Annotated in this window: 13 protein-coding genes; 4 read left to right on the forward strand and 9 right to left on the reverse strand. The window is 52.8% G+C overall.

The window, feature by feature from the left end:
* Positions 1-8: 8 nt before the first annotated feature.
* The 4 genes from FE839_RS05980 to FE839_RS05995 all read right to left on the reverse strand — a co-directional run bounded on the left by FE839_RS05980 (position 9) and on the right by FE839_RS05995 (position 4,346).
* Positions 9-455, reverse strand: a complete 447-nt coding sequence (locus FE839_RS05980; RefSeq protein ID WP_138359927.1) for a PTS sugar transporter subunit IIA — start codon at positions 453-455, stop codon at positions 9-11.
* Positions 456-494: 39 nt separating this feature from the next.
* Positions 495-752: an HPr family phosphocarrier protein gene (locus tag FE839_RS05985; protein ID WP_138359928.1), complete on the reverse strand. Its 258-nt coding sequence runs from the start codon at positions 750-752 to the stop codon at positions 495-497.
* Complete coding sequence (locus FE839_RS05990; RefSeq protein WP_138359929.1) at positions 749-2,866, reverse strand: BglG family transcription antiterminator; 2,118 nt, start codon at positions 2,864-2,866, stop codon at positions 749-751. The genes FE839_RS05985 and FE839_RS05990 overlap by 4 nt, the downstream gene beginning before the upstream one ends.
* Before the next feature lie 361 nt (positions 2,867-3,227).
* Complete coding sequence (locus FE839_RS05995) at positions 3,228-4,346, reverse strand: succinylglutamate desuccinylase/aspartoacylase family protein (RefSeq protein WP_138359930.1); 1,119 nt, start codon at positions 4,344-4,346, stop codon at positions 3,228-3,230.
* 14 nt (positions 4,347-4,360) lie between these two features.
* Between FE839_RS05995 and FE839_RS06000 the strand changes: the two genes are divergently transcribed.
* Positions 4,361-4,816: an Lrp/AsnC family transcriptional regulator gene (locus FE839_RS06000; protein WP_138359931.1), complete on the forward strand. Its 456-nt coding sequence runs from the start codon at positions 4,361-4,363 to the stop codon at positions 4,814-4,816.
* On the opposite strand, the gene FE839_RS06005 is transcribed toward FE839_RS06000, so the two are convergent.
* From FE839_RS06005 to FE839_RS06025, 5 genes are all read right to left on the reverse strand, one after another.
* A complete protein-coding gene (locus tag FE839_RS06005; protein WP_138359932.1) occupies positions 4,817-5,542 on the reverse strand; it encodes an ABC transporter permease in 726 nt (241 codons plus the stop codon).
* A complete protein-coding gene (locus tag FE839_RS06010) occupies positions 5,539-6,231 on the reverse strand; it encodes an ABC transporter permease (RefSeq protein ID WP_138359933.1) in 693 nt (230 codons plus the stop codon). The genes FE839_RS06005 and FE839_RS06010 overlap by 4 nt, the downstream gene beginning before the upstream one ends.
* Positions 6,232-6,295: 64 nt before the next feature.
* Positions 6,296-7,069 carry an ABC transporter substrate-binding protein gene (locus FE839_RS06015; protein WP_138359934.1) on the reverse strand — a complete coding sequence of 258 codons (774 nt, stop codon included), beginning with the start codon at positions 7,067-7,069 and terminating at the stop codon, positions 6,296-6,298.
* A 29-nt stretch (positions 7,070-7,098) separates the two neighbouring features.
* Positions 7,099-7,860, reverse strand: coding sequence for a dimethylarginine dimethylaminohydrolase family protein (locus FE839_RS06020; protein WP_138359935.1), 762 nt, complete (start codon positions 7,858-7,860; stop codon positions 7,099-7,101).
* Positions 7,861-8,446: 586 nt separating this feature from the next.
* Entirely contained in the window at positions 8,447-9,970 is a 1,524-nt protein-coding gene (locus FE839_RS06025) for an EAL domain-containing protein (RefSeq protein WP_138359936.1), read from the reverse strand.
* A gap of 376 nt (positions 9,971-10,346) precedes the next feature.
* Here FE839_RS06025 and FE839_RS06030 point away from each other — a divergent pair, with 376 nt between their 5' ends.
* The 3 genes from FE839_RS06030 to mdtC are packed head-to-tail and all read left to right on the forward strand — an operon-like array spanning position 10,347 to position 17,797.
* Positions 10,347-11,597, forward strand: a complete 1,251-nt coding sequence (locus FE839_RS06030; RefSeq protein ID WP_138359937.1) for an MdtA/MuxA family multidrug efflux RND transporter periplasmic adaptor subunit — start codon at positions 10,347-10,349, stop codon at positions 11,595-11,597.
* Positions 11,597-14,719 (forward strand): MdtB/MuxB family multidrug efflux RND transporter permease subunit, encoded by a 3,123-nt coding sequence (locus FE839_RS06035; RefSeq protein ID WP_138359938.1) that lies wholly within the window; start codon positions 11,597-11,599, stop codon positions 14,717-14,719. The genes FE839_RS06030 and FE839_RS06035 overlap by 1 nt, the downstream gene beginning before the upstream one ends.
* Positions 14,720-17,797, forward strand: coding sequence for a multidrug efflux RND transporter permease subunit MdtC (gene mdtC / locus FE839_RS06040; RefSeq protein WP_138359939.1), 3,078 nt, complete (start codon positions 14,720-14,722; stop codon positions 17,795-17,797).

Genomic DNA, 17,797 nt, shown 5'->3' on the forward strand with positions numbered 1-17,797 from the left:
ACTCCAGGTTATTCAAAGGCAGAGACGAGCTCATCCGTCGACTCTGCTGAGAGTAATTTCTCGCAAGTTTCCTCTTTTCCTAACATGCGAGCCACTTGTGACATCATTTTGACGAAATAATCATTTTTATCTTTTTTGTTTACGGCAAAAAGAATAATAACCTTCACTCTATTGCCATCTAATGATTCCCATTCAATTGGTTTTTTTAATAAACCAATAGCAATGCAGGTATTGTTAACAAAATCCGATTTGCCGTGAGGAATTGCAATAAAGCCACCAATTCCCGTCTTACCCTCATTTTCACGCTGGTAAACATCCTGAATAAAAGCAGCAGGATCGTTAACAGCGCCATCCTTATATAACAGATCAATTAATAATTCGAGCGCCTGCCGTTTATCCGTCGCTGGCATATTAATTTGCAGGGCATTTTTATTGATAACATCTGAGAGTATCATAAAACTTATTCATCCTGGTATCTGCGTAGTGTCAGTGTACTAATCTAGTGTATAAAAAAACGAAGTAAGTTCATCGATCGCCTGCTCTTCATCTTCCCCCTCTATCTTAATAATAATTTTGTCATTTTTGCATGCCCCCATACTCAACACAGAGGTAAAACTTTTGGCATTAAAAATCTCACCATCTTTTTCAAAGGTAATTTTACTCAGATAAGAAATAGATTTATCAACAAAGTCTGCAGCAGGTCTGGCGTGCAACCCCTCATCACTTTTAATAATAAATTCGCACATTTTCATATCACATCCTCATACTTGCTCTCATCTATTAAAAATCTATATAACTCTTGCTCAGAGATACAGTCGCGTAGATATTTCATTATCTCATCGTTTTCCACCATGCCCGCCAACATGGTGTAAAACCCAGCAATGTTGCCATCAATTTTACCATCTGGCGCTCTTTTAAAACCGACCATAAAGACGACATCGACATTCTGCTCTCCTCCCCAATCGATAGGTTCGCGGAGTATAGCTAGTGATATAAAATTTGCCTTCACCAGACTGGGATCTCCGTGCGTCAGAACAACGCCAGAGGCAATTTCTGTCGAGGAGGCCTTTTCTCGCTCTAATACTGAGGATAGATATTTTTCATCACAGCAGCCAGAAGTCGTCGCCTGGTGGCAAATAAATTCCAGTACAGCATTACTATTTTTAACTTTTGAAATAACGAATATCATCTCAGGAAATATATACTGATGATAGCTTTTTATCCTACCATCCGTTTTTTTCTGTAGCGTTTGCAACATCTTATTCTTTTGCATCTTCTTGACGGTTTCTTTAATCAGAGAGAGATCGTAAGGCAGCAGTACATCATTAACCTGAATAACAGTCTCTTTACTACGCTGTAGCGGCACTGTACTCACAACCAGGTCACAGTAATTATTATCCAGCTGATCCAGCTCTCTCAGCGAAAAAATGCCCACTATTTCAACCTGAGTGATTGCCCGCTGTATTTTTTGTGCAACAAACTGGGAGATGCCAATACCATAATTACAGACAATCGCAACTCTAATTTTCTTAAGCGCTAAGCTTTGTGCATTTTTAATACATAGGGTAATCAGACTAATTTCTTGTTCGTTCAACGTCAGAGAATAACGCTGTTCATATAGTAAACTACAAAGTTCCACTTCAAGATATAAATCAAGATAAGAAAATTTGACCTGCCGAATCAATGATTGAGAAGCACCGGTTTCAGCTCGATTCATACCGAAGAGATTGCGATAGATCATCGGGCGAATGAGTAAAATCAAACGCCATAATAATTGTTTATCCCTCAGCAACCCATGACTGACTACATGACTCAATGATAAAATAAATTCCTGAATAGTTTCCCCCAAATGCAGTGGTGAAGCGCAAAGCTGGCCCCTGATGCTCTCATCGTTAACATCGTTTAACTCACTGGTTAGTAAAACAAGAGTTGTATATTGTACGTCATCATCTGAAAAAATAAGCCCAGTTGACGCATGTAATTGTAGACAGAGATAATGCGCCATTTCCCGCTCCGGGCAGGTTTCCATAGCTTCTGATGCAGCCGCAACCAAGCGATCACCAACCATCTTCCGACGATGTATAACAAGCACTAAGGAAAATATCAGCCATACGCAAGAATCATAGGTATAAGAGATATTATATTTTTTCTCTAATTCCTCAATCGCTTTCATAATCAATTCAAAATAGTGCATTTCTTTGGCAAACATAATCTTGAGAGTGAAATAATCAGCATCATCAAAATATTTTTTATTGGGAATATGCGCGGATGAATAAAGATGCTTTGCAGACTCTTTTTTCTGACAGAGTTTCAGTTCAATAAATAAGTACCAGAATAATTTACGTCGAATGACTTCAGTGCAGGATAAGCTGTAGACTGCACTAGATTTGAATAGTTCAATACCGAAAGGCAACAGCCAGGACTCAACTTCGAGTAGGTATTTTTTTATCGCTCCTTTATCTAAATAAACGCAATCAGCCAACTCTTGAGCCGACACCTCAGGCTGTACCAACAGCATCATTAGCATACGACACATGCGGTTTTTTATACGTTCATCAATTTTATTTTCAACAAACGTCGTGGCTATTTTTTCGTAGGCTGTTTTTTCCATTTCGAGGAAAAAACCTTTATTAGTTTTAGCTACCAGTCGACCTATATTATGATTAACAACCTCATTTCTGATAACATCAAGATCGCTCCTCACTGTTTTTTCTGAGTAAGACACCTCATCAGCAATATCTTTTACTGTGACATAATCTCTGATCATCCAAAGTAGTTCAAAAATTTTACGTTGTCTCACAGTAAATAACATCACGGCAATTACCCCATCAGAAATAATTATTGCAACAATATTATGATCCAGCATCAACCCGCTTCATTCTTACTATCATCGATAGTAGCAGTGACAATTTTTTAAGCAAAGTCAATTAATGACACAATCCTTTGGTCATTATTCTTTTTTTTCCATATTCGGTGGATCAAGATCACATTTATCAATGTTGGCACACAAACACAATTACTGCGAAATACATCACACTTTATTCACTGAGAATGAAGATTTTAGCATGAGCCATCACATTTCACTGTCAGTCTCTTTTTGATTGAGGGAAAAACATTGTTCAGGAATCAATAAGGCAGATACCAATATGGTATCAGGAGGGAATACGCTAATGGCGGTTAATTCATGGTAATCAACAACCGCCAATTAGGCCAGATAATGCTGCCGCTTACATCGCCAGCCCGCCTCCGCCGCTGAACGGCTGCTCCCCGGCAATTTTCATGACTTCCGCCCCCAGGGTCACAAACGGCGCCCGGCGGCTGGCATAGATCAGGCCGCCAGATTTTGGACGTACCGCTTTGACCATATCGGTGAGCGGATCGATGATTTCGGCGACCACATCGTCGCGGTTAACCCATTCGCCGGGCTGTTTCAACTGGACTAAAATGCCGGTTGCCGGAGCGGTAACAATCTCCCCGGCGGAAAACGGCAGCATCAGCGTTTCCTGCGCTGGAACCGCAGGCTTAACGCCCGCCAGCACGCCACGGTATTGCAGGTAGCGGTACAGCCGTTCAGCATCATCGCAGGCGGTGGCGTGATTAACATCCTGCTGACCACGCAGCTCGACGGTGACCGCCATGCAGCCGGGCCGCTGCTGTCGCCACGATGGATAGCGGGCGGCCAGACGATGCCACGGCAAGCCGCAGGCCTCATCAAACGAGTTGCCGCCGCTCTCCTGCGACAGCAGCACGGCGCCGATCCCCAGAAACGCCGCCAGCACACCGGCTTCGCTCTGCCAGGCAGGATCGGCATACAGATGTAAAATCGCCCGATCGTCGCAGTGCAGATCCAACACAAGGTCGGCATCGCAGGCGAGGCTCAACAAATGATGACGCAGGGCCTGAACTTCATTGCCGACGGGAGCGGCCGCTAACGCGCTCTGCATTGCGGCGCGCACCCGTTGCAGATACCCGGCTCGCGACACCGGCGATTCCACGTTTAAGTGCTGGCACGCCAGTGCCGCCAGATCGGGGAAGTCGCGGTTAAAATTGCGCCCGCTTCCGAGGTCGAAGCGGCCAATGCCGCTATTGAGCAGCACCTGAGCCAGTCCCGGCGGGTTCGCCACCGGCACCAGAATGATTTCGCCGCGCAGCTCACCGCGCCGTTCCGCCTGGTTCAATAATCTTTTAAGATAATGCAGAACCAGCATGCCCGGAATTTCATCGGCGTGCAGCCCTGCCTGCAGATAGACTTTTTCTCCTGTTCCGGGCTCGCCGAAATGAAAATGGCTTAATTGCCGCTGCCCACTAAGGACATGCTCAGGTAATGTATAGTGTTTAATTCTCATTGGACGTCCTGGTTGTGATAAAGAAAGCCCGGCTTGACCGTATCGATCATAAGATCCTTGAAATTCTGCGCCGGGATGGCCGCATTTCTTATCAGAAGCTCTCGGAGCAGGTAAATCTCACCGCTCGTCCCTGTCTGGAACGCGTGCGTAGCCTTGAGCGCGATGGCATTATTCGCGGCTACAGCGCCATCATTGAACTGCCCGAGCCGGAGCATGCTTTTATCGTACAGGCGCAAATCGCGCTGGCCGACCATGGCCGCTCGCAGCCGATGTTTGAACAGGAAATGCGCCAGACGCCCGAAGTGCTGGACTGCTGGCTGGTCAGCGGCAGCTTCGACTTTCTGCTGCGCATCGGCTGTCACAGCATGGCGCACTACTGCCAACTGGCGGATAGATGGCTAACCAGTAAAAAATTCCACGTCGATAAAATCGTCACCCTGACGGAGCTGCAGTCCATTAAGCGCACCTGATCAGCCGCGACGAATAAAGGCCAGCCAGCGTCGCTCGGCGCGTGAAAAGGCGAAAATCAGCATAAAGGTGCAGAGCAGATACAGCGCGGCGGCCATCAGAAACGGAATAAACGGCGAATAGGTCATGGCGTAGAAAGCGCGCGCCACGCCGGTAATATCCAGCAAAGTCACGGTGCTGGCCAGCGACGTGGCGTGCAGTAAAAAGACCATTTCATTATTCAGCGCCGGGATCCCCCGTCTGAGGGTGGCGGGCAGGACAAGACGGCGGACGATTTGCCATTTTCCCATACCATAGGCCTCTCCGGTGATCCACTCCTGGCGCGGAAAGGTCAGCATCATCCCCGCCAGCAGTTCCGCGACGTAGGCCGAAGTATTCAGCACCAGCGCCAGGGTGGCGCAGAAGGTGGCATCGCGAAACAGCAGCCAGAATGGCTGGTCGTTCTGCCAGCCGGTCTGCACGATATCGAACTGCGACAGCCCGTAATAAATCAGCATCAACTGCAGATAAAGCGGCGTGCTGCGGAAAAACCAGGTAAATGCGCGGATGGGTACCGACAGCACGCGCGGGCCGTAAACCTGCCCTACCGCCATCAATATCGCCAGCGCCATGCCGGGAACGATGGCGAGCAAAAACAGCTCCGCGGTCACCGCCAGACCGCTCGCGGCGCCGTTGCCGTCGCTCCATAAATAGCCGGGAATCGCAGCGATAAAGGTTTGCAGATTCATAGCGCCGCCCCCGCCGTCGAAGAACGCAGGGCATAACGCTTCGCCAGACGGCTAAACAGCCAGCTGGAAAGCGCGGTGATAACCATATAAATCAGCGACACCAGGAAGTAGAACAAAAACGGTTTTTGCGTGGCGCGACCGGCCTGTTCGGCCAGCCATACCATATCCTCCAGACCGAGGATTGAGACCAGCGCCGACGCTTTCATCAGTCCCAGCCAGTTATTGTTGATCCCTGGAATAGCAAAGCTCAGCATCTGCGGCAACATCACCCGGCGGAATACCGTCCACGGACGCATACCGTATGCCTGCGCCGCTTCGGTTTGCCCGCTATCAACGGTAAGAAACGCGCCGCGAAACGTCTCGGTGTAGTAAGCCCCGAACACAAAGCCAATCGCCAGCACGCCGGAAATAAAGGTATTGAAACGAACGGGCCCCAGACCGACCAGCCCCAGCAGCTGGTTCACCAGCATTTCGCCGCCAAAAAACAGCAGCAGCATAATCACCAGTTCAGGGATACCGCGCACCAGCGTGGTATAGCCAGTAGAAAACACGCGCAGCCACGGCGGGCCAAAAAGTTTAATCAGCGCGTTAATCAGCCCCAGCAGCAGAGCCACCAGTAATGAAGAGAACATCACGCACAGCGAAAGCGCCGCGCCGCGTAACAGCAATGGTAAATAGTCTGCGACCATGTTCAGCCTTCCACGGGTGTCGTAAACGGGCGCCAGTCAATGGCTGCGCCCTCGCCTTTACGACTTATTTGCCATAGATATCAAAGCTAAAGTATTTTTTCTGGATGGCATCGTAGGTACCGTCGGCACGGATTGCCTTAATGGCGCCATTCAACGCATCGCGCAGCGCCGGATTGTCTTTATTGACCGCGATCCCAACGTCGGAAGAGATGCCGCCATCCTGGATAACCGGGCCGGCAAAAGCAAATTTCTGCCCACGGGGAGTATCAATAAAGCCGGTCGCCGCCTGGATATTATCCTGCAAAGAGGCGTCGATACGCCCGGAGAGCAGGTCGAGATAGACATTGTCCTGGTTGGCGTAACTGACAATCTTCACGCCATGACTGGCCCAGTTTGCCTTAGCAAACGCTTCATGAGTGGAGCCCGTCTGCACGCCAACGGTCTTGCCTTTCAGGCTGGCGACATCCGGCAGTAGCGGGCTACCCTTACGCGCCACCAGTTGCGCCGCGCTGCGATAGTAGCGGTCGGTAAAGTCCACTTCTTTTTTGCGCTCATCGGTAATATTGAGCGAAGCAATAATGGCATCGTATTTATGCGCGTTGAGGGCGGCGATCATACTTTCAAACGGCTGCTTCACAAAAACGCATTTCGCTTTCAGCTGCGTGCAAAGCGCGTTGGCGATATCAATATCAAAGCCGGTAATTTCCCCGCTGGGCGCCAGAACATCGAAGGGCGGGTAGCCGCCATCAACGCCAAAGCTGATGGTGTCAAACTGCTGAGCGGCCAACGGCGCGCTAAGCGCCATACAAGCCAGTAAAGCGGCAAGGCGTATTTTCATTTTCGGATTCCCCGGAGTTGGCGCGATGATTAAAAACGCAGTGAGAGGCAGGTCAGCCCGCCATCCATCTTCTTAAATTCGCTGGTATCAAGTTGCACGATCGGCATGCCCAGCTTACTGATTTCACTCAGGGTATAGGGGTACCCCTGCGGCGTAATTAAGGTATCGTTGATCCACAGCGTATTTCCGGCGTAGGACTCTTCCTCCGGGATAACGGTGCGGTTAAAACCGCTAAACGCCGGGTGATTAACATAGCCTTCCGTCAGCAACAGCGTATTGCGGCCAACATAGTTGACGATTGATTTCAGATGCAGGCCGGCGCTGACCTCAATCGCCGTCACGCGATAGCCGTGCGGCTCAACGGCAGCGGCAAACTCGCGGATCCCCTGCTCGTCAGTGCGCGCCGTCAGGCCGATAAAAAACTGTTTATCCACCAGCAGCACGTCGCCGCCGTCCATATGTCCCTGCTCGCTCATCTGCACCAGCGGGCGAAAACCCGCCAGAAGCGGAGCGATGGTATCCACTTCCCCCCGACGACTCGGCGCGCCCGGATGGGTAATCACCGCCAGTTCCGGCATCACTACGGCGGTATCTTCAACAAAGTGCGCGTCCGGATAATCCTCTGCGGCAGGCAGTACGGTGACCTTGAGGCCAAGCCGTAACAAGGTTTCTATATAGGCAAGAAACTGACGGGTGGTATTGGCAACATCCGGTGCGCCTAACCGGGCGGTTGTTTGCCCGGCGCCGCAGGTAGCGGCCGGTAAACGAGCGATAGCTTGGGTAAAATGCATTGATAACCCTCTGATGGCATTGGTTTGTATCATTCCCGGAACGGGTTAATTGATTATTAAACAGATGTAGCCGCCAGTCTGGCTGAATCGTCCGCCGTTACCCTCAATTTGCGCTGTATACGCCCGTGGGGACGACGCATTCCGTTGTAAGGGAAGTGCGCCTTATCTGGATAAGGCTGGTCAGCTAAGCGGGTTATCGGGGTTTTATTCCGTTGTTTATCAGCGTGAATGTTTTTCAGGGAAGTTTTGCCGAAAAGGGGTGTTTTTGTTTCAGATTGCTGACAAAGTGCGCTCTTTGAGAATTGCCCGGCGGCGCATTCGCTTGCGCGGGCCTACGTCGCCGAATGCTGAAGGTCGTATAGGTCGGGTAAGGCGAGAGTCGCCACCCGACAAGAAAACAGTACAATGTCTGATGCAGGTTTATCATCAGTCTCGTTTTTGTTTTCGCCTGGTCTGGTCTGGCGGCCTGTGAACGGCATCAGGACAGCAAGGGAATAGACACCATCTGGCTTTAGCCAAAACCACCTTTTAACTAAAGGCCTCCGGCCAGCAATAAAACCAACCGCTATTCGCTTTACCGGACGCGTTATTCGCGGATGGGGCTGTTATCCGGCAGTACCAGCCCGGTAAGTTTTTTAATCGGCATCGCCTTGTAAAAATACCATCCCTGAATCAAGGCATTTTCATCGAAGGATTTAACAAATTCAAAATCCATTTTGCTTTCCACACCTTCAAAAACAATTTTTTTATTCAGTTTATAGACAACATTAAGAACCGACATCAGGATATTTCGTTTATACTCATTCTTAAGCCCGCTCACGAAAAATTTATCCAGTTTGATCTCATCATAAAAGACTTCGGTTAACCATAATAAGTTTGATGAGCCGGTACCGAAATCATCAAGGGCGATCCTTAAACCACGCTTCATCGCCGCCAGTGAGAAAGCAGTAATGTTTTTATAGTACTCGTTGCTTCGTTCAGTGATTTCAATCTTAATCTGCTGAGGACGGACGTTGTTATTTTGTAAAAGCAATAAAAGGTTATCGAGGAAGTGAGGATCTGTTATTTCGTATTTGCCAATATTAATGGCCAGCGTAAAATTTTTATTTGCCTGTAGAATTGTTTTTAACTCTTTGATCGATGTTTCGATAACCAGCTTAGAGATCTCGTTATAAACATTCATCTGCTCCGCCATCGAAATAAACAGTTCGGGCGATACCTGTCCGAAGATCTTATCATGCCAGCGTACCAGCGCTTCTACGCCGACAATGCTTTCATTTTTTGCACAGACTAACGGCTGATATTCCATGTAAATTTTCTTATTGGCGATGGCTTTTTTCAGGTGAGCTTCCAGCGATCGTCGTTCGCTAAGATAGCTGAGAACGGAGTAGACAAACGCCATGCCAATGATAAAAGCGGCGATCATGATTAACGCCATTAAAGCCAGAGAAAGAGAGAAAAAACCTTGTTTTTTCTCAGCCACATTGGCGCAAAAATCATATTGACTGCTGCACAACCTGATTTTCACTAAGGATGCTGAATTACCTTTTATTTTATTCTCGGCCAGGAAAACGTGACGCCCATTTAAACTGACCAATGAAAAATCAAGATCCATATTCCGTCGTAAAAACGGACGAAAGGCGAACGGAGAGGTAAAGGAGATAATATTATTATATTGGCTCATATCCATAACGACGCCATACGGAAGATAATTTTTTATCCCTTTGTAGATACTATAACCGTTCGACACGACGTATTTATTATCAGGCAGCGGTAACGGCTTATCGAGCATCCCCCAATTTGCGGTGCAGGCAAGCTTTCCATGCTCGACAATACCTAAATCGTTGACTTTTACGTACCGCCAGATGACCTCTCGCAAGGCCGCGATAGCCTGCTTATCGCAGCTATCAATCCGCGATGACTGAACATGATTGATGGCAGAGACTATTTGCGTGGTCACATTTTCGGCGCGGCTAAGTAAATCATGGCCCTGGTCAGATAAACGACCGCGCTGATGGTTCAGCATAATGGAATTTGTCAGGAAAACACTAAGGAACACTGTAACACCGCCACCCACCAGCAACCATTTCTTTTTATTGATAAATTTCATCGTCTCTCCGCAACCCTTAATGGGTACCGATAACGTCTTGTTAAATATTTAAACCAAAAACTGTTCAGATACGTCAGATTGATAATAAATGGCGTTAAATTAAAGCTGTTATACCAGGCCTGTGTCTCGATAACCACTCGTATCGCCGAAATCATTCGAGTTGCAGGGCAAAATGGTTAACCGTTTTGCCCTGCGCTCGCTTGTCGTCGCGATGCCTCTTGAATGGTTTTAGGAATATTCACCTAACTTGCTCATAAAAAAGCACATTATCCAGATATATCCAACAGTCTTTTCATAATTCCTCCATTTTTAAGCTGCGTTCGCTGACTAAACTAGTATCATTCCGTGAAACATTTCAGGATGAGATAGCAACATAATGAAAGATAGCAATAAAAACCGTTGGATAGCCGTACTGGTGGTCGCAATTGCCGCAGGTGGCGCGTACTGGTTTTGGCAGGATCGCGAAGCGGCAAAAACGCCGTCTTCGGCGACTGCCGATCAGAATCCGCGGCAAGGCGGCGGACGCCATGGTCGTTTTGGCGCGACCCTGGCGCCGGTGCAGGCGGCAACGGCTACCCGCGAATCGGTACCTCGCTATCTTTCCGGCCTCGGTACGGTGACGGCGGCGAATACCGTCACCGTGCGCAGCCGCGTCGACGGCCAGCTTCTGGCTATCCATTTTACCGAAGGTCAGCAGGTGAAGGCCGGCGATCTGCTGGCGGAAATCGACCCCAGCCAGTTTAAGGTTAACCTCGCCCAGGCGCAGGCTGAGCTGGCAAAAGATCAGGCCACCCTGGCTAACGCCCGCCGCGATCTGGCTCGCTATCAACAGCTGGTCAAAACCAATCTGGTTTCACGTCAGGAGCTTGATACCCAGCAATCGCTGGTGGCTGAAACTCAGGCGACTATCAAGGCCGATGAAGCGACCGTCGCCAGCGCCCAGCTGCAGTTGAACTGGAGCCGCATCACCGCGCCGATTGATGGCCGGGTCGGGCTAAAGCAGGTTGATATCGGCAACCAGATTTCCAGTAGTGACAGCACCGGGATTGTGGTTCTGACGCAAACCCACCCTATCGACCTGGTCTTTACGCTGCCGGAAAACCAAATTGCCACGGTCGTTCAGGCGCAAAAAGCGGGCAAAAAACTGGTCGTCGAAGCCTGGGATCGCACCAACAAACAGAAAATTAGCGAAGGTTATCTGCTAAGTCTTGATAACCAGATTGACGCCACCACCGGCACCATCAAACTTAAAGCGCGCTTTAATAACCAGGATGACGCCCTGTTTCCCAATCAATTCGTGAACGCCCGCATGCTGGTTGATACCGAACAAAACGCAGTGGTGATCCCAGCCGCTGCGCTGCAAATGGGCAATGAAGGGCATTTCGTCTGGGTGCTGAACGACGAAAATCAAGTCAGCAAACACAACGTGACGCCAGGTATCCAGGACAGCCTGAAGGTGGTCATTAACGCCGGTCTTTCTGCCGGAGATCGCGTCGTGACGGACGGTATTGACCGTCTGACGGAAGGCGCGAAGGTTGAAGTGGTGGACGCCCTCAAGGCCACCGGCGCCGCCGAACCGGCGGAAGCCCCCCGCGGCGAACACGGTAAAAAAGGAGCGCGCTCCTGATGCAAGTGTTACCGCCGAGCAGTACGGGTGGCCCTTCCCGTCTGTTTATCCTACGCCCGGTAGCGACAACGCTGTTAATGGTGGCCATTATGCTGGCCGGGATTATCGGCTACCGTTTTTTACCGGTTTCGGCGCTGCCGGAAGTGGATTACCCGACAATTCAGGTGGTAACGCTCTACCCTGGCGCCAGCCCGGACGTGGTCACCTCGTCGATCACCGCCCCGCTTGAACGCCAGTTTGGCCAGATGTCCGGTCTTAAGCAAATGTCGTCCCAGAGTTCCGGCGGCGCTTCCGTGGTCACGCTTCAGTTCCAGTTGACGCTGCCGCTGGATGTCGCCGAGCAGGAAGTGCAGGCGGCGATCAACGCCGCCACTAACCTGCTGCCGTCAGACCTCCCCGACCCGCCTGTCTACAGCAAAGTTAACCCCGCCGACCCGCCGATTATGACGCTTTCGGTCACCTCCTCCGCTATTCCAATGACCCAGGTCGAGGATATGGTGGAAACCCGCGTGGCGCAGAAAATCTCTCAGGTATCCGGCGTCGGTCTGGTGACTCTCGCGGGCGGTCAGCGCCCGGCGGTACGCGTAAAACTTAACGCCCAGGCCATTGCCGCCCTCGGCCTGACCAGTGAAACAATCCGTACCGCAATTACCAGCGCCAACGTCAATTCGGCGAAGGGGAGCCTTGACGGCCCGTCCCGCGCGGTGACGCTTTCCGCCAACGATCAGATGCAGACGGCGGAAGATTACCGTCGCCTGATTATCGCGTATCAGAACGGCGCGCCGATTCGCCTCGGCGACGTCGCCACCGTCGAACAGGGCGCGGAAAACAGCTGGCTCGGCGCATGGGCTAACAATCAGCGGGCGATCGTCATGAACGTCCAGCGCCAGCCGGGGGCAAATATTATCTCCACCGCCGACAGCATCCGTCAGATGCTGCCGCAACTGACCGAAAGCCTGCCTAAATCCGTTAAAGTGCAGGTGCTTTCCGACCGCACCACCAATATTCGCGCTTCGGTCAGCGACACGCAGTTTGAGCTGATGCTGGCTATCGCCCTGGTGGTCATGATTATCTATCTGTTCCTGCGCAACGTTCCGGCGACCATTATTCCCGGCATCGCCGTGCCGCTCTCGCTGGTCGGCACCTTCGCGGTGATGGTGTTCCTCGATTTCTCAATAAACAACCTGACGCTGATGGCCCTGACCATCGCCACCGGGTTTGTCGTCGATGACGCCATCGTGGTTATCGAAAACATTTCGCGCTATATCGAGAAAGGCGAAAAACCGCTGGCCGCCGCGCTGAAAGGGGCCGGGGAGATCGGTTTTACCATTATCTCCCTCACCTTCTCCCTGATCGCGGTGCTGATCCCGCTGCTGTTTATGGGCGATATCGTTGGCCGCCTGTTCCGCGAGTTCGCCATTACCCTGGCGGTGGCGATCCTGATTTCGGCAGTGGTGTCGCTGACCCTGACGCCAATGATGTGCGCCCGCATGCTGAGCCATGACTCGCTGCGCAAGCAAAACCGCTTTTCCCGCGCCAGCGAACGCTTTTTTGAGCAGGTTATCGCCGTTTATGGCCGCTGGCTGGGTCGGGTGCTGAATCATCCCTGGCTGACCCTGAGCGTGACGCTCGGCACCCTGATGTTGTCTATTATGCTGTGGGTCTTTATTCCAAAAGGCTTCTTCCCGATTCAGGACAACGGCATTATTCAGGGTACGCTGCAGGCGCCGCAGTCGGCGTCATTTGCCAACATGGCCGAGCGTCAACAGCAGGTCTCGGCAATCCTTCTTAAGGATCCGGCGGTAGAGAGCCTGACGTCATATGTCGGGGTGGACGGTACCAACCCGGCGCTGAACAGCGCTCGCCTGCAAATCAACCTCAAGCCGCTGGATGAACGTGACGATCGCGTGCAAACGGTGATTGCCCGTCTGCAAAACGCGGTGGACGGCCTTCCCGGCGTCGAACTCTATCTCCAGCCGGTCCAGGATCTGACCATTGATACCACCGTCAGCCGCACCCAGTACCAGTTCACCCTGCAGGCCAACTCGCTCGATGCGCTCAGCAACTGGGTCCCGCAGTTGATGAGCCGCCTGCAGGCATTGCCGCAGATTTCCGACGTCAGCAGCGACTGGCAGGATAAGGGCCTGGCGGCGTATATCAACGTTGATCGCGATAGCGCCAGCCGTCTCGGTATCAGCATGGCCGATGTTGATAACGCCCTGTACAACGCTTTCGGCCAGCGCCTGATCTCCACTATATATACCCAGGCGAACCAGTATCGCGTGGTACTGGAGCATGATACCCGCGCCACGCCGGGACTGGCGGCTCTGGATAATATCCGCCTGACCAGCAGCGATGGCGGGATTGTGCCGCTGAAATCCATCGCCAGCGTCGAACAGCGTTTTACTCCGCTGTCGATTAACCACCTCGATCAGTTCCCGGTAACCACAATCTCGTTTAACGTGCCGGATAACTATTCGCTGGGCGATGCGGTAGAGGCGATTCTTGGCGCGGAACAGGCGCTGGACTTCCCGAGCGATATTCGCACCCAGTTCCAGGGCAGCAGCCTCGCCTTTCAGACGGCGCTCAGCAGCACCGTCTGGCTGGTGATTGCCGCAGTGGTGGCGATGTATATCGTGCTCGGCGTGCTGTATGAGAGCTTTATTCACCCGATCACCATTCTCTCCACCCTGCCGACGGCCGGCGTCGGCGCGCTGCTGGCGCTGTGGCTGGCCGGGAGCGAGCTGGACGTTATCGCCATTATCGGCATCATCCTGCTTATCGGCATCGTCAAGAAAAACGCCATCATGATGATCGACTTTGCCCTGGCCGCCGAACGCGAACAGGGCATGCCGCCGCACGAGGCTATCTATCAGGCCTGCCTTCTGCGTTTTCGCCCGATCCTGATGACCACGCTTGCCGCCCTGCTCGGCGCGCTGCCGCTGATGCTCAGCACTGGCGTTGGCGCGGAGCTGCGTCGTCCGCTGGGGATCGGTATGGTTGGTGGTCTGATGCTTAGCCAGGTGCTGACCCTGTTCACCACGCCGGTTATCTATCTGCTGTTCGACCGCCTGTCGCTGTATATGAAGAGCCGTTTCCCGCGGCGTGAGGAGGAGGCGTAAGTGAAGTTTTTCGCTCTCTTCATTTATCGCCCGGTAGCGACGATTCTGATTTCGCTCGCCATCACCCTGTGCGGAGTGCTCGGTTTCCGTCTGCTGCCGGTCGCGCCGCTGCCGCAGGTGGATTTCCCGGTAATTATGATCAGCGCATCGCTGCCCGGCGCGTCGCCGGAAACCATGGCCTCTTCGGTGGCGACGCCGCTGGAGCGTTCGCTGGGGCGGATTGCCGGAGTCAATGAGATGACCTCCACCAGTTCGCTCGGCAGTACGCGGATCATTCTGCAGTTCAACTTTGACCGCGATATCAACGGTGCCTCGCGCGACGTACAGGCGGCGATTAACGCCGCGCAAAGCCTGCTGCCGAGCGGCATGCCGGGCCGTCCAACCTGGCGCAAGGCCAACCCATCCGACGCGCCGATCATGATCCTCACCCTCACCTCGGATACTTACTCCCAGGGTGAGCTATATGATTTCGCCTCCACCCAGCTGGCGCAAACCATTTCCCAGATTGCAGGCGTCGGCGACGTTGACGTCGGCGGCAGTTCGCTGCCGGCAGTGCGCGTTGACCTTAACCCGCAGGCGCTGTTTAACCAGGGTGTGTCGCTGGATGCGGTACGTACCGCCATCAGCAGCGCCAACGTGCGTAAACCGCAGGGCGCGCTGGAAGACGGTACCCAGCGCTGGCAGGTGGAAACCAATGACGAACTAAAAACCGCCGCCGAATATCGGCCGCTGATCGTGCATTACAGCAATGGCTCGCCGGTGCGGCTGGGCGACGTAGCCAACGTCACCGATTCGGTGCAGGACGTGCGCAACGCCGGGATGACCAACGCCAAACCGGCGATTTTGCTGATGATCCGCAAGCTGCCTGAAGCCAACATTATTGCAACCGTGGACAGTATTCGCGCCCGTCTGCCCGAACTACAGCGGACGATCCCGGCATCTATCGACCTGCAAATCGCCCAGGACCGCTCGCCGACCATCCGCGCTTCGCTGGAAGAAGTCGAACAAACCCTGGTGATCTCGGTGGCGCTGGTGATCCTCGTGGTATTCCTGTTCCTGCGTTCGGGACGGGCGACGCTGATCCCGGCGGTGGCCGTTCCGGTATCGCTGATCGGCACCTTTGCAGCGATGTACCTGTGCGGCTTCAGCCTCAATAACCTGTCGCTGATGGCGCTGACCATCGCCACCGGTTTCGTGGTCGATGACGCCATCGTCGTGCTGGAAAACATCTCCCGTCATCTTGAAGCGGGCATGAAACCGCTACAGGCGGCGCTACAGGGGAGCCGGGAAGTCGGTTTTACCGTGCTGTCGATGAGCCTGTCGCTGGTCGCCGTGTTCCTGCCGCTGCTGCTAATGGGCGGTCTGCCGGGGAGGTTGCTGCGCGAATTTGCCGTCACCCTGTCGGTGGCGATCGGGATTTCGCTGGCGATGTCGCTGACCCTGACGCCGATGATGTGCGGCTGGCTGCTGAAGAGCCACAAACCCAATGAGCCGACGCGTAAGCGTGGCTTTGGCCGCCTGCTGGTGGCGATACAGGGCGAATACGGTAAATCGCTGAAGTGGGTTCTGCAACATCATCGTCTGACTGGCCTGGTGCTGCTGGCTACCATCGCGCTAAGCGTCTGGCTCTATATCTCTATTCCAAAAACGTTCTTCCCGGAGCAGGATACCGGGGTGCTGATGGGCGGTATTCAGGCCGATCAAAGCATTTCGTTCCAGGCGATGCGCGGCAAGCTGCAGGACTTTATGAAGATTATTCGTGAAGATCCGGCCGTCGATAACGTTACCGGTTTTACCGGCGGTTCGCGGGTGAACAGCGGGATGATGTTTATCACCCTTAAGCCCCGCGATAAACGCCATGAAACGGCGCAGCAGATTATCGACCGACTGCGTAAAAAACTGGCCAGGGAGCCTGGCGCTAACCTGTTCCTGATGGCGGTACAGGATATTCGCGTCGGCGGGCGTCAGGCTAACGCCAGCTACCAGTACACCCTGCTGTCGGATGACCTTGCGGCGCTGCGGGAGTGGGAGCCCAAAATCCGTAAAGCGCTGGCGGCGCTGCCGGAGCTGGCCGATGTGAACTCGGACAGCCAAAATAACGGTGCGGAGATGGCGCTGCTCTATGACCGCGATACCATGTCGCGGCTGGGCATCAGCGTGCAGGATGCCAATAACCTGCTAAATAACGCCTTTGGCCAACGGCAGATCTCGACCATCTACCAGCCGTTGAACCAGTACAAGGTGGTGATGGAAGTCGACCCGATTTACACCCAGGATGTCAGCGCGCTGGATAAAATGTTCGTCATCAACAGCGAAGGTCAACCGATCCCGCTCTCTGCGTTCGCCAGATGGCAACCGGCCAACGCCCCGCTATCGGTGAATCATCAGGGTCTGTCGGCGGCGTCGACCATCTCCTTTAACCTGCCGACCGGTAAATCGCTGTCAGAAGCCAGCGACGCCATTAACCTGGCGATGACCCAGCTTGGCGTGCCATCCAGCGTGCGCGGATCGTTCGCCGGTACCGCGCAGATATTCCAGCAAACGATGAACTCGCAGGTGATCCTGATCCTCGCCGCCATCGCCACGGTCTACATCGTGCTGGGGATCCTCTATGAGAGCTACGTTCATCCGTTGACCATTCTCTCGACCATTCCTTCCGCCGGCGTCGGCGCGCTGCTGGCGCTGGAGCTTTTCAATGCGCCATTCAGCCTCATCGCGCTAATCGGTATCATGCTATTAATTGGCATTGTGAAGAAAAATGCCATTATGATGGTCGATTTTGCGCTCGAAGCGCAGCGTAACGGCGACCTGCCGCCAGAAGAGGCTATCTTCCAGGCCTGTCTGCTGCGCTTTCGGCCAATTATGATGACGACCCTGGCGGCGTTGTTTGGCGCTCTGCCGCTGGTATTATCAGGCGGCGATGGTGCCGAACTACGCCAACCGCTCGGGATTACTATTGTCGGCGGTCTGGTGATGAGCCAGCTATTGACCCTGTACACCACGCCGGTGGTCTATCTGTTCTTCGACCGTCTACAGCGGCGTTTTGCACGCAAACGTCCGCAACCGGTAAGTGAATAA

The sequence above is a fragment of the Klebsiella indica genome, assembly GCF_005860775.1.
Taxonomy (GTDB): domain Bacteria; phylum Pseudomonadota; class Gammaproteobacteria; order Enterobacterales; family Enterobacteriaceae; genus Klebsiella; species Klebsiella indica.

Bases quoted from the DNA above. Each gene is read 5' to 3' on its own strand.
- FE839_RS06030 (WP_138359937.1), top strand. From the start codon at position 10,347: ATGAAAGATAGCAATAAAAACCGTTGGATAGCCGTACTGGTGGTCGCA.
- FE839_RS05990 (WP_138359929.1), bottom strand. From the start codon at position 2,866: ATGCTGGATCATAATATTGTTGCAATAATTATTTCTGATGGGGTAATT.
- FE839_RS06005 (WP_138359932.1), bottom strand. From the start codon at position 5,542: ATGAATCTGCAAACCTTTATCGCTGCGATTCCCGGCTATTTATGGAGC.
- FE839_RS06015 (WP_138359934.1), bottom strand. From the start codon at position 7,069: ATGAAAATACGCCTTGCCGCTTTACTGGCTTGTATGGCGCTTAGCGCG.
- FE839_RS05980 (WP_138359927.1), bottom strand. From the start codon at position 455: ATGATACTCTCAGATGTTATCAATAAAAATGCCCTGCAAATTAATATG.
- FE839_RS06020 (WP_138359935.1), bottom strand. From the start codon at position 7,860: ATGCATTTTACCCAAGCTATCGCTCGTTTACCGGCCGCTACCTGCGGC.
- FE839_RS06025 (WP_138359936.1), bottom strand. From the start codon at position 9,970: ATGAAATTTATCAATAAAAAGAAATGGTTGCTGGTGGGTGGCGGTGTT.
- FE839_RS06035 (WP_138359938.1), top strand. From the start codon at position 11,597: ATGCAAGTGTTACCGCCGAGCAGTACGGGTGGCCCTTCCCGTCTGTTT.
- FE839_RS05995 (WP_138359930.1), bottom strand. From the start codon at position 4,346: ATGAGAATTAAACACTATACATTACCTGAGCATGTCCTTAGTGGGCAG.
- FE839_RS06010 (WP_138359933.1), bottom strand. From the start codon at position 6,231: ATGGTCGCAGACTATTTACCATTGCTGTTACGCGGCGCGGCGCTTTCG.
- FE839_RS05985 (WP_138359928.1), bottom strand. From the start codon at position 752: ATGAAAATGTGCGAATTTATTATTAAAAGTGATGAGGGGTTGCACGCC.